At 65.2% G+C, this 12,245-nt stretch carries 13 protein-coding genes; 7 read left to right on the top strand and 6 right to left on the bottom strand.

All coding sequences use genetic code 11. The features are described 5' to 3' along the window. Positions 1-62: 62 nt before the first annotated feature. Positions 63-1,268 carry a CaiB/BaiF CoA transferase family protein gene (locus ACVW1B_RS25675; RefSeq protein ID WP_225646481.1) on the top strand — a complete coding sequence of 402 codons (1,206 nt, stop codon included), beginning with the start codon at positions 63-65 and terminating at the stop codon, positions 1,266-1,268. Between the two features lie 153 nt (positions 1,269-1,421). Here ACVW1B_RS25675 and ACVW1B_RS25680 read toward each other — a convergent pair whose 3' ends face one another. The 3 genes from ACVW1B_RS25680 to ACVW1B_RS25690 form a co-directional block, all read right to left on the bottom strand. After that, positions 1,422-1,586: a hypothetical protein gene (locus ACVW1B_RS25680; RefSeq protein WP_253607267.1), complete on the bottom strand. Its 165-nt coding sequence runs from the start codon at positions 1,584-1,586 to the stop codon at positions 1,422-1,424. Positions 1,587-1,686: 100 nt separating this feature from the next. Further along, positions 1,687-3,234, bottom strand: coding sequence for a hypothetical protein (locus ACVW1B_RS25685; RefSeq protein ID WP_253607266.1), 1,548 nt, complete (start codon positions 3,232-3,234; stop codon positions 1,687-1,689). Between the two features lie 194 nt (positions 3,235-3,428). Beyond that, entirely contained in the window at positions 3,429-4,502 is a 1,074-nt protein-coding gene (locus ACVW1B_RS25690) for a hypothetical protein (protein ID WP_456792772.1), read from the bottom strand. Positions 4,503-4,706: 204 nt separating this feature from the next. On the opposite strand from ACVW1B_RS25690, the gene ACVW1B_RS25695 reads away from it, so the two are divergent. The 3 genes from ACVW1B_RS25695 (at position 4,707) to ACVW1B_RS25705 (ending at position 6,641) form a co-directional block, all read left to right on the top strand. After that, complete coding sequence (locus ACVW1B_RS25695; RefSeq protein WP_018273297.1) at positions 4,707-5,081, top strand: Crp/Fnr family transcriptional regulator; 375 nt, start codon at positions 4,707-4,709, stop codon at positions 5,079-5,081. Next, positions 5,078-5,887 carry an MBL fold metallo-hydrolase gene (locus tag ACVW1B_RS25700; RefSeq protein ID WP_028334939.1) on the top strand — a complete coding sequence of 270 codons (810 nt, stop codon included), beginning with the start codon at positions 5,078-5,080 and terminating at the stop codon, positions 5,885-5,887. The genes ACVW1B_RS25695 and ACVW1B_RS25700 overlap by 4 nt, the downstream gene beginning before the upstream one ends. A 139-nt stretch (positions 5,888-6,026) precedes the next feature. After that, positions 6,027-6,641: a glutathione S-transferase family protein gene (locus ACVW1B_RS25705; protein WP_253607263.1), complete on the top strand. Its 615-nt coding sequence runs from the start codon at positions 6,027-6,029 to the stop codon at positions 6,639-6,641. 132 nt (positions 6,642-6,773) lie between these two features. Here ACVW1B_RS25705 and ACVW1B_RS25710 read toward each other — a convergent pair whose 3' ends face one another. From ACVW1B_RS25710 to ACVW1B_RS25720, 3 genes are read right to left on the bottom strand one after another with little or no spacing between them, the layout of a single operon-like run. Continuing rightward, positions 6,774-7,268, bottom strand: a complete 495-nt coding sequence (locus ACVW1B_RS25710; protein ID WP_253607262.1) for a TPM domain-containing protein — start codon at positions 7,266-7,268, stop codon at positions 6,774-6,776. Positions 7,269-7,270: 2 nt separating this feature from the next. Next, positions 7,271-8,155: a TPM domain-containing protein gene (locus ACVW1B_RS25715; RefSeq protein ID WP_253607261.1), complete on the bottom strand. Its 885-nt coding sequence runs from the start codon at positions 8,153-8,155 to the stop codon at positions 7,271-7,273. A 21-nt stretch (positions 8,156-8,176) separates the two neighbouring features. Then, a complete protein-coding gene (locus ACVW1B_RS25720; protein WP_028334935.1) occupies positions 8,177-8,794 on the bottom strand; it encodes a LemA family protein in 618 nt (205 codons plus the stop codon). Between the two features lie 160 nt (positions 8,795-8,954). Here ACVW1B_RS25720 and ACVW1B_RS25725 point away from each other — a divergent pair, with 160 nt between their 5' ends. The 3 genes from ACVW1B_RS25725 to ACVW1B_RS25735 are packed head-to-tail and all read left to right on the top strand — an operon-like array spanning position 8,955 to position 12,173. After that, on the top strand, positions 8,955-9,809 hold the full coding sequence (locus ACVW1B_RS25725) for an enoyl-CoA hydratase (RefSeq protein ID WP_038386235.1): 855 nt from the start codon (positions 8,955-8,957) through the stop codon (positions 9,807-9,809). Between the two features lie 8 nt (positions 9,810-9,817). Then, the gene (locus tag ACVW1B_RS25730) at positions 9,818-10,963 is read left to right on the top strand and encodes an acyl-CoA dehydrogenase family protein (RefSeq protein WP_456822395.1); all 1,146 of its coding nucleotides are present in this window, start codon (positions 9,818-9,820) and stop codon (positions 10,961-10,963) included. A 13-nt stretch (positions 10,964-10,976) separates the two neighbouring features. Further along, positions 10,977-12,173 carry an acyl-CoA dehydrogenase family protein gene (locus ACVW1B_RS25735; RefSeq protein ID WP_456822396.1) on the top strand — a complete coding sequence of 399 codons (1,197 nt, stop codon included), beginning with the start codon at positions 10,977-10,979 and terminating at the stop codon, positions 12,171-12,173. The last annotated feature ends 72 nt before the right edge of the window (positions 12,174-12,245 follow it).

Below are 12,245 nucleotides of genomic sequence, written 5' to 3' on the forward strand. Positions count from 1 at the left end.
TTGCTTGCGATAATTCCAGCTACCGGAAAAACACCAACAAGCGCCACGGGAGCGACGGCACGATGGAAAAAGGCATTTTTGACGGGCTCAAGGTCCTGGACTGCGCGAGCTTCATCGCGGCACCCGCGGCCGCCACCGTGCTGTCCGACTTCGGCGCCGACGTCATCAAGATCGAGCCGCCCGGCGCCGGCGATCCCTATCGCAATCTGCCCAATCTGCCCGGCTATCCATCGAGCGAGCACAATTTCGCGTGGATGCTGGAGGCCCGCAACAAGAAGAGCCTCGCGCTCGACCTCACCAAGCCTGACGCGCAGCAGGTGCTGTACAAGCTCGTCGCCGAGGCCGACGTGTTCATCACCAACATGCCGCCGCAGGTGCGCGCAAAGCTCGGCATCACCTACGACCATCTTGCCCATCTCAACGACCGGCTGATCTACGCGTCCTTCACCGGCTATGGCGAGAAGGGCGAAGAGGCCAACAAGCCCGGCTTCGACTCCAACGCCTATTGGGCCCGCTCCGGCCTGATGGATCTGGTGCGCGCCGACGAGGAGACCACGCCGGCCCGTTCCGTCGCCGGCATGGGCGATCACCCCTGCGCGATGGCGTTCTACGGCGCGATCGTCACCGCGCTGTTCCAGCGCGAGAAGACCGGCAAGGGCTCGCACGTCTCGACCAATCTGATGGCCAACGGCGTCTGGGCCAATGGCGTGCTGGCGCAGGCCAAGCTCGCCGGCGCCAAGTTCAAGAAGCGCAAGCCGCGCGAGGAGGCGCTGAACGCGGTCACCAACCATTACAAGTGCAAGGACGGCCGCTGGCTGATCCTGTCGCTGCTCAACGAAGACCGGCAATGGCCGACGCTGGCGCGCTGCATGGGCCGCGAGGACCTCGTCGCCGATGCCCGCTTCGCCACCAAGGCGGACCGCCACGCGCGCTCGGTCGAGTTGATCAAGATCTTCGACGAGGTGTTCGCCGGCAAGGACCTCGCCGAATGGCGCAAGATCCTCGACGGCAACGGTCTCGTGTTCGGCGTCGTCGGCATCCTCGACGACATCCCGAACGACAAGCAGATGATCGAGAACGAGGTGCTGGTGCGGTTCGAGAACGACACCATGCTGACCGTCAACAGCCCGATCTTCATCGACGGCGCGAGGAAGGTGCAGCCGCGCAAGCCGCCCGAGGTCGGCGAGCATTCCGACGAAATCCTGCGCCAGGCCGGCTACGACGAGGCCACGATCCAGAAGCTGCGCGCATCGGGCGCTGTGGCGTAGCGAACTAACCACCTTCGTGAGTAGCCCGGATGGAGCGAAGCGAAATCCGGGACAAGTCTCGCAATCGGATCACGCAATCCCGGATTTCGCTTCGCCCCATCCGGGCTACGAGGTCATCGAGCATTCCATCGCAGGCATCCGACGCCTAGGAAGCTATCTTTTCATCCAGGCCCAGACGATGGCCACAACGATGATGCCGATGATGACCGCGAGCCCGATCGCCCAGCTGCTGACGCGGACGGCGCTGACCGTCTGACGCTCGGCCTCGTTGGCCGCGATTTCGCGGTCGCGCTGCTTGTCGTCCTCGGGAGCACTCATCGGCTGGTCTCCGCTCAAGGCTGGGTTGTTCGGTGCGTGGTCGCGACGTGGAATGTAGCATCGAATAATGACGCGCAGCCGCTTCGGTTCCGGCGGAAAATCACCGACCCTTCACGAAGCACATGCCGATGTGCGAGGCCTTCCCGGCAACCTGGCAGGCAAGGCCGTCGGCGCAGGTCCAGCCGCGGAAACTGCGGTCGCTCTCGGCGGGCCTCGCGCCCGGCAGATAGCAATGCGCGCCCCAGCCGTCGCTGTATTCGGTGCCGGCAAGCTCGGTGCTGCCGCGCAGCTGCGGCCGGTTGGAGAAGCCGCGCGAAAAGTCCGGCGCCTTGCCGTCGCGGAAGCTTGCAAGGATATCGCGGCGGCGAGGCTGGTCGCCGAAGAAATGCGGCGAGGCCGGCACCACGGTGGAGTTCGACGGCTTTGCCGCCATCCAGTCGACGCCGGGGAAATGGAAGCCGCCGATGCCGCGGGTCTGGTGGCAGCCCGCGCAGGTGACATCGTTGAGGCGCCGCTCGAAGCCGGCCAGCGACTGGATGTTCTGCAGCTTCGTTCCGTCGGCCGCAGCCTTCTGCAGGGCGCCGACGACGTCATCATCCGAGAACACCGCATTGCCGGCCGTGCCCTCGCCCTGCACCATGCCGAATTCGGGCTCCAGCTCGCTGACATCGAAACCGGTCGGCGTCGGCGCGACCGCTACGGTCGCGAGGAAGCGATCGGGGATCAGCAAGGTGCCGCGATCGAGCTCGGCAAAATGCTTGGGGTCAAGCAGCCACGCCTTGAAGTCGCGCCTCAGTGCCCCGTCCGCCAAAATGCGGTCGCGATCGATCTGGTTCTCCAGCGGCGCTTCGGCAAAGCGCTTTGCCGCGCCGTCATAATCGAACACTTTGAGCAGATAGTCAGTGCGGAAATCGCGCACCGCGGATTTCGGCGCGTGCGCGATCTGCAGATTGGTCTCGATACGATCGATATTGCGCGCATCGATCAGGGCGAGCGGACCATCCTTGCCGAGCAACTTCTCTATCGCCGGCGGCGCGCTGCCGGTCGCGAGCCAGCGCCGCGCGATTTCGCGGCAGCCGAGCGATGCGTCGTTGCCGTCGCCCTTCGCCTTCAGCACGAGGTTCAGCGTCATCGGCAGCCGTTGCGACACCGCGTTCTCGCCGATCGGCGGCACATCGGTACGGGTCAGCCGGTAGATCAGCCGGATCTCGCCGCAATCTTTCGGCGCCACATAGGCGCGGTCCATGCGGTTGACGATGCCTGACAGCACGAAGCGGACGTCGGGGGATTCAAGCAGCGCGCGATCGAACAGCTGAAACGCAAAGCCGTCGCCGACGCCAATGCTCTCATTCGGCAGGCTTGCCTTATGCTTTGCGACGTAGCGATCGAACTCGCGATCCAGCGCCTCGCGCACCGGAACCATCGCGGCGAGCCCGAACAGACCGCGGTTGGACAGCGGCGTGTCGGCGGAACGCTCTGGGGCGAGCATCCGGCCGAGGCTGAAGCGGCCGTGGTCGAGCTCGCGCAGGGTGGCGGGATCGATAACCGCCGCGCCGCGCTCGAGCGCGCGATCCTCGGCGGCACGTCCAGGCGCGGCGCCGCAGAGCAGAACGGACATCACCAGAAGGCATTTCAGCGCGCGGCTCATGCCCCCACTAACACCGCGCGGCAAACCCTATTCAAGAAAAAAGGCGCTTCACATCGTGGTGAAGCGCCTTGGTGTTGTCGTGTTGCGGAGATCATAGCGTTTTCGAGCGAAGTGGACCCCGGTTCGCGTGAAGAAAACGCGTCCAAACGACGAGCTGGAGCTTCGGTTCTGATTCAGTCAGAACCGAAAATGCTCTAGCGCGAAACGATCAGGCCCTTGCTGGTGACGACCACCCAACGGCCATCCTGCTTGCGGATGGCGTCGACACGGCCGAGGCCCGGGACGGGGTCGCCGGCGTAAACCTCGTAGATGCCGCCGCGGCCCTCGATCAGCGCGCCGCCATTGCCGACGTCGCGCAGCGACCAGCCGTCGACCACCGGCAGGCGGCCGACCTCTGGCCTGGGGGCGGCCGGCGCCGCCGCGGCAGTCGCCGGGGTGATCGAGCCCGTGACCTCGCGGGCGGGCGTCGCCGCGGCGACGGTGGTCTGCGGCGCGGCGCGGAGCTTGTCGACCGCCTCGCTGAGCTTGTTGAGCTTGGCCATCGGCTCGGCCTGGGCCTTCTCGACCTTCTCGATCCGGTCGCTGGCCTTACTGAACTGGGCCTGGCCGGCCTTGGCGGTCTGCTCGACGCTGGCCTTCAGCGCGGCGACCTCGGATTCGATCCGGGCGAGCGCGGCATCGGCCGCTTCCTTGTTGGCGGCGGCGTCCTTGGCAGCCACATCCCTGACGGAAGCAGCGGCGGGGGCGGCAAGGTGGCCGAGCCCCGCGGTCGCGAGCGCACCGCCGATGGCGCCGGCCACGGTCGCCAGAGCGATCACCGCGGCCATCGCCCCGATCCGGCGCGTGCCGGCCGGCTTGCCTGCCGCCTTGGCCGCCTGTTCGGCGCCTGGCCTGGATGCCGTCGCCTCATGGTCCCAGGTGCGGTCACCCGGCGCCATGATCATCAGCTTGCCCGGAAAATGCGGCTCTTCCCGCTTGCCGGTCGCGACCCTGGGCACGTCCATATTGGTCGGCTCGACCTTGGCCTCGACCTTCGGCTCGATCATGGACTCGATCTTGGGCTCGATCTTGGGCGGTTCAACCTTCGAGGGTTCAACCTTGGGAGCGTCCATCCGGGGCGCGTCCGCCTTTGGCGACGTCTCTTCCTGCTCGGGCGCAAGCCGGGGAGCTTCGACACCGGTCGCGGCCATCACGGGCTCGCTTTTCGCCGCCATTTCGGCGCCGGTTTGACCGCTGACCGGCTCGCTCTGCTGCTCACTCACGTTCAAAGTCTCCAGACTAGGTTGACAATTCGGTAACTTTTATTGCTTGCGAAATGGTTACCCCGCTCCGCCATTACCTAAATTTTAGGGAGTTTTCCGGGCCGGATTTGGGCGATGCTGCCCTGCGGCAATCTGCGCCGCTTCCGTTTGCGCGCGGCGCTTTCCCGATTAACATACCGTCATCTTCCAGCCAGAAGGCAGGAGAGCACCATGACGATCGAGAAATGCATCAAGGAATTTGGTGTCGATGACGTCATCTTTGAGGAAGGCTCGACCGGCCGCGAGCTGTTTGTCGTGCTCGACGGCAAGGTCGACATCGCCAAGATCGATCGCGGAAACAAGACTGTTATCGTCAGCCTCGGCAAGGGCGAGTTCTTCGGCGAGATGGCCGTGATCGACGGCTCGGCGCGCTCGGCGACCGCGATCGCCTCCGCGCCCGCAACGCGGGTGATGCGGATCAACCACGCCCGCTTCGTCTATCTGGTCAGCCAGCAGCCGGCGTTCGCGCTGATGGTGATGGATGCGCTCTCGAAGCGCCTGCGCGCATCCAACGCGGTCACTTACCGGACGGCGGCAACCCCATGAGCGACCGCAAGCCAAGCCCGTTCAAGACGCTGTTCGACGCCGAGGTCGCAACGCTGATCCAGGCCGCCGACGACGTCTATCAGATCCGCTTCAAGAACCGTGCGGCGAACGCCTATCTGGTGCGCGGCAGCAAGCGGACCATCATGATCGACGTCGGACTGTCGAGCAATTATCCGTCGCTCGTCGCCTGTCTCAACCATCTCGGGGTGACGCCCGAGATGATCGACATGGTGGTGCTGAGCCATGAGCATCTCGACCACATCGGCGCGGCGTACCATTTCCACGGCAGCGCCTACATCGCCGCGCACCGGCTCGCCGCCAACAAGATCATGCTGCGCGACGATTTCTCGATGCTGCGCAAGATGTTCAACGAGCCGAACGTGCCGATCGATATCGACATCTGGCTCGAGGAAGGCAACCTGATCGACCTCGGCAATTTCCGCCTCAACGTGATGTACACGCCCGGCCACACCTCGGCCTGCATCACGCTGTTCGACCAAGACAAGGGCCTGCTGTTCGCCGCCGACACGCTGATGCCCGGCGGCGTGATGGGCGGCGTGTTCGGCTCCGGCTCGATCGCCGACTATATCCAGTCGCTGGAGCGGCTGAAGGGCCTCAACTCGAAGATCCTGCTGTCAGGACATGGCCGGCTGTCCGACACGCCGCAGGACGATGTCCGGATCGCGCTGCAGCGCTCGCACGGCCTGCTCGAGGACACCGCGCAACTGTTCGATGCACTCGATGCGCGCTCGAATTTCGAGCCGATCATGCAGTCGGTGCGCGACCTCAACAAGCTCGACGATTGAGCTCAGTTCCTCCCCGTCGTTGCGAGCCAACGGGTCGCAATGACGTTCGGGCGACCGAGCGCCTTCACATTTGACAAATCCGCGCCCGGCCTGTTCAACAGCGGCAACAACAACGTTGAAGAAACAGGGAGCGAGGATCATGAAGCTTTACGACTCGATCGGACCCAATCCGCGCATCGTGCGCATGTTCATGGTGGAGAAGGGCATCGAGATACCCAAACAGACCGTCGACCTGCGCAAGGGCGAGAACCGCGAGACGGAACACCTGAAGCGCAATCCGCACGGCCAGATGCCGGCACTCGAGCTCGACTGTGGCAACTACCTCTCCGAGATCACGGCGATCTGCGAATATCTCGAGGAGAAGCACCCCTCGCCGGCGATGATCGGCACCACGCCGGAAGAGCGCGCGGAATGCCGGATGTGGACACGCCGCGTCGATCTCAACATCGCCGAGCCGCTCGCCAACGGTTACCGCTTCGGCGAAGCGCTGAAATTCTTCGAAAAGCGCATTCCCGTTGCGCCCGAAGCCTCGCCCGGCCTGAAGATGATCGCCGCCAACCGCATCAAATGGCTTGACGACCAGATGGCCGACGGCCGCGACTACATCTGCGGCAAGCGCTTCACGCTCGCCGACATGCTGCTCTATTGCTGGCTCGATTTCGGCAACCAGGTCGGCCAGCCGCTGGACCAGTCGAACGCCAACATCGTCGCCTGGTTCAACCGCGTCGGCGCGCGGCCATCGGTGAAGGCGTAGACGCTCTCTCTACCGTCATTCCGGGGCGCGCGTAGCGCGAACCCGGAATCTCAAGCCATTACCTCTGGATTCCCCGATGCGCGATTGCGCATCTGAGGGTCGATGCTCTCGCATCGCCCCGGAATGACGAACTCAAATCACCACCGGCTTGTCCGGCAGCTCATTCGGGCCGGCGGGAGCCGGGAAATGCTTTGCCAGCTCGCGCGACACCGCCTCGATCCCCTTGATCACGCCCTGCTCGAACTGGCCTGCCCGAAAGTCCGTTTCCATCGTGCGGCAGATCGCCTCCCAGCCGGCATGGCCGACCTTCGCGTCGATGCCGCGGTCGGCGACGATCTCGACGTCGCGGTCGGCGAGCAACAGATAGATCAGAACGCCATTGTTGTGATCGGTGTCCCAGATTCGCAAATGCGAGAACACGTCGAGCGCACGCTCCCGTGCAGGCTGATTGCGGAACAGCGGCACACCGTCGAGCGCGCCCTCGACGACGAAACGGATCTGGCCGGAATGAGTGGCCTCGCCGGCCTTGATCGCTCGCTCGATGGCGTCGAGCACGCGCGGCGGAAAATCACGCCGCACCCGCCAGCGGTGCTCGAGCAGATGCTTGCCGATGCGCTTGATGCCCATGCCTACCAGCTCCCCGAGGCGCCGCCGCCGCCGAAGCTGCCGCCTCCGCCACTGAAGCCGCCGCTATCGCTCGAGCTCGAGCCGCTGCTCCAGCCCCCGCCGCCGGACCAGCCGCCGCCGCGCCGGTACGGTCCCGAGCCTGCCGTCGGACCGCCGAAGTTCAATCCGCCGAAGATCAGCGCCGCGACGGCGGCGAACAGACCGACCACCAGCGCCGTGGCGAGCGAGCCGGCTACCATCCAGGTGAAGACGCCGACGACACCGCCGGTCGCGACCGAGCCCAACAACCGCCCCAGTATCCCGCGCAACACGCCGGCCACGATGATGACGATAAAGATTGTCACCGGATTGGCGAAGTCGACCAGGTTCGGCCCTTGCCAATGCTCGGGCTCCGGCGCCGGCAATTGCTCGCCATTGATCAGGCGGATCATCCGGTCGACGCCGGCCGAGATGCCGCCGGCGAAATCGCCGGCCTTGAATTTCGGCGTGATGTCTTCGTCGATGATGCGATGGGTGACGGCATCGCTCAGCACGCCTTCGAGGCCATAGCCGACCTCGATGCGCAAGTGCCGGTCGTTCTTGGCGACGACTAGGAGCGCACCGTCGTCGACCTTCTTGCGCCCGATCTTCCAGGCCTCGGCCACGCGGATCGAGAACTGCTCGATGGTTTCCTCGCCCGTGGTCGGCACGATCAAGACCGCGATCTGGCTGCCCTTGCGGGCTTCCAGATCCTTCAGCCGGTCGGTGAGCGAGGCGACATCGCTCGCCGACAGCGTCCCGGTCTGGTCGACGACGCGGCCGGTGAGCGGAGGCACCGCGACCTCGGCCCATGCCGGGCACACGAAGCCCAGCAGGAAGGCGAGCAGGATGACGCGTGCGGCGGTCATCGCGATGCGCGCACGCCGGCGTTATTTCGACGGCGCAGGGGCCGGCGACGGATTATTGAAATCGACCTTCGGCGCGGTCGATATTTCCTTTTCATTGTCAACCGTGAAGTTGGGCTTCTCCTTGTAGCCGAATGCCATCGCGGTCAGATTGTTCGGGAAGGTGCGGATGCCGACGTTGTAGTCCTGCACTGCCTTGATGTAGCGATTGCGCGCCACCGTGATGCGGTTCTCGGTGCCTTCGAGCTGCGCCATCAGGTCGCGGAACAGCGCGTCCGATTTCAGCTGCGGATAGTTTTCGGTGACGACCAGCAGCCGCGACAGCGCGCTGGTCAGTTCGCCCTGCGCCTGCGTGAACTTCTGGAACGCGGCCGGGTCGTTGAGCACCTCGGGCGTTGCCTGGATGCTGCCGACCTTGGCGCGCGCGTTGGTGACGCCGAGCAGCACGTCCTTCTCCTGCTGTGCAAAGCCCTTCACGGAGTTGACCAGGTTGGGCACGAGATCGGCGCGCCGCTGGTACTGGTTCACCACCTCCGACCAGCTCGACTTGACCTGCTCGTCACTGGTCTGGATCGCGTTGTAGCCGCAGTTGGTCAGGCTCAATGTCGCCAGCGCTGCGAGCACGGTCCAAAGCTTGCGCATGAAGATGGTCCTCCCCGGGTGGATTCTGCGTCAGCGTAACAGATTTTCGCCGGATAATCCCGTGCGGCGGATTTCGCGGCTTCTTTTGCGGATGATGACGCTTGCCTATCCCTGCCCGCGCCGTTCATCATGGCAAAAAAATCGATCGCGGGAGGATCCATTGGCGTCTGAACAATTCGAGACGATTGTTGTCGAACGGCCCGAGCCCGCGATCGCGCGGATCGTGATGAACCGCCCCGAGGCCCGCAACGCCCAGAACCTGCAGATGACCTACGATCTCAACGCCGCCTTCGACCGGGCGGTGCAGGACGACGCGGTCAAGGTCATCATCCTCGCCGGCAACGGCCCGCATTTCTCGGCCGGTCACGATCTCAGGCCAGGGGCCAAGAACCAGGCGGGTGTCGATTTCCCGCCAGTCGGAAATTGGGGCGGCTTCGCCGAGCCGAACGCCCATGGCCGCTTCGCGCGCGAGCAGGAGATCTATCTGCAGATCACAAGGCGCTGGCGCAATCTGGCAAAGCCGACGATCGCCGAGGTGCACGGCAAGTGCATTGCCGGCGGACTGATGCTGGCCTGGGCCTGCGACCTGATCGTTGCCAGCAACGATGCCGAGTTCTGCGACCCCGTGGTGACGATGGGCGTATGCGGCGTCGAATGGTTCGTGCATCCCTGGGAGCTCGGCGCGCGCAAGGCCAAGGAGATGCTGTTCACCGCCGATGTCTGGAGTGCCGACGAGGCGCATCGCCTCGGCATGGTCAATCACGTGGTGCCGCGCGGCGATCTCTCGTCGTTCACGCTGGCGCTGGCGCGGCGGATCGCCGCAAAGCCCGCCTTTGCGCTGAAGCTTTCCAAGGAGGCGGTGAACCGCTCGATCGACATCATGGGACAGCCGGCCGCGATCGATCAGGCCTTCGCGCTGCATCAGCTCTGCCACGCCCACAACCTTCAGGAATTCGGCATGGTGGTGGACCCCGCGGGTCTGCATCCCTCCGTCAAGAAAACCGCCAACGTGTAGCAAGCCAGATGGACCTCACCCTCAGCGACGAGCAGCGCCTGCTGCGCGAAAGTGCCGACCGCTTCGTGGCGGAAACCTTTAACCCCGAGCATCGCAAGAAAGCGGCGAACGATCCGCTGGGCTATTCGCCCGCGATCTGGAAACAGTTCGCCGAGCTCGGCTGGCTGGCGCTGCCGATCAGCGAAGCCCATGGCGGGCTTGGCGGCGGCGCGATCGAGATCGGACTGTTGATGGAAGCATTCGGCCGCGGGCTGGTGTCCGAGCCGTTCCTCTCGACGGTCGTGATCGGCGCCGCGCTGGTCGCCGAGTGCGGCACCGACGCGCAGAAGCAGGCGATCCTGCCCAAAATCGGCGAGGGCGCGCTCACGCTCGCTTTCGCGCATTCCGAGCGCGCCGCGCGCTTCGATCTCGCTCATGTCGACACGACGGCCAGCAAGACGGCCGACGGTTGGCGCCTGAACGGCAGCAAGATCGCCGTGCTCGACGGCGCTTCAGCCAACCAGATCATCGTCTCGGCCCGTATCGCCAACGCCAATGGTGCGTCCGGCAAGCTTGGCCTGTTCCTGGTGCCGGAGGGGACGCCCGGGCTCACTCTGCGCGACTACGCGCGGCTCGGCGGCGGGCGCGGCTGTAATCTTGATCTGAAGGACGTGCAGTTGCCCGCCGATGCGCTGCTCGGCGACGGCAGTGATGCGCTGCCCGCGACCGAAACCGTGGTCGATCGTGCGATGGCCGCGCTCGGCGCGGAGGCGGTCGGCATCATGCAGACGCTGCTCGACACCACGCTCGAATACACAAAAATCCGCAAACAGTTCGGCCGGCCGCTATCGGCCAACCAGGTGATCCGCCATCGCCTCGCCGACGTTGCGATGCAGGTCGACGAGGCGCGCTCGATGGCGTTGCGCGCCGCGCTGATGGCCAATGCCGAGCCTGTGGCCCGCAGCCGTGCGGCGTCCGGCGCCAAGGCGAAGATCGGCAAATGCGCGCGCTTCGTCGCCGAACAGGCGGTGCAGCTGCACGGCGCGATGGGTGTCACCGAGGAGCTCGACATCGGCGCCTATTTCAAGCGGCTGCTCGCCTTCGACACGCTGTTCGGCAACAGCGCCCATCATTATCGCCGCCACGCCGCGCTCAGCGGCCGCGCCCACGCCTAACGGAGAGCGCACCATGGATCTCACCTTCAGCGCCGAGGAACGCGCTTTCGAGCAGGAAGTCCGCGATTTCATTGCCGGGAGCCTGACGCCGGAGATGAAGCGCGCCACCGCGCTGACGCCATCGGTGTTCTCCGACCCCGACATCGGCATGGCGTGGCAGCGCGCGCTGCACAAGAAGGGCTGGGGTGCGCCGGGCTGGCCGGTGGAACATGGCGGACCGGACTGGACGCCGGCACAGCGCTGGATCTTCGAGGCCGAGTGCGCGCGCGCCGGCGTGCCCAATGTCAACGTGATGGGCGTGAAGATGGTCGGCCCCGTCATCATCGGGTTCGGCTCGCCCCAGCAGCAGAATTTCTATCTGCCGCGGATTCTCTCCGGCGAGGATTACTGGTGCCAGGGCTATTCCGAGCCGGGCTCGGGCTCTGACCTCGCCTCGCTGAAGACCCGCGCGGTGCGCGACGGCGACGACTACATCATCAACGGCACCAAGATCTGGACCACGCATGCGCACCACGCCAACCGCATGTTCGCGCTGGTGCGCACCAATGACGGCGAGCGGCAGCAGGACGGCATTAGCTTCATCCTGATCGACATGAAGACGCCGGGGATCACCACGCGCCCGATTCTGACGATCGGCGGCGACCACGAGGTCAACCAGGTGTTCTTCGACGACGTCCGTGTGCCCGTCGCCAACCGCGTCGGCGAGGAAGGCAAGGGCTGGACCTACGGCAAATATCTGCTGGAATTCGAGCGCGGCTCCGGCATCGCGTCGGCCAAGCTGCGCGAAGCGCTGAAGACGATCTCCGATCTCGCTGGCTCCGACGTCACCGGCCGCGCCATCGAGGATCCCGACATCGCGATCCGGATGTCGGAGGTCGAGGTCGATATCGACGCGCTCGAGATGACCGAGCTCAGGGTGCTGTCGGCGCTGCAGACCGGACAAAATCCCGGCGCGGTGTCGTCGCTGATCAAGCTCAGGGTCAGCGAGATCCGCCAAGCGGTGACGCGGCTCGGCGTCGACGTGATCGGCCAGGACGGGCTTGCCGTCGAGCCGGCGCGGCCATTCTACCGGCTCAACCACGAGCCGGCGATCCCCGAAGAACTGCTGCCGGTGGTGCCGGAATATCTCAACGGCCGCGCCTATACGATCTTCGGCGGATCGTCCGAGATCCAGCGCGACATCATCGCGAAGATGGTGCTGGGACTGTAGGGCACCGTCGTTCCGGGGCATCGCAAAGCGATGAACCTCAGGTGCGCAATTGCGCACCGGGGAACCTCGATG

It is taken from the genome of Bradyrhizobium sp. USDA 4502, assembly GCF_054063355.1.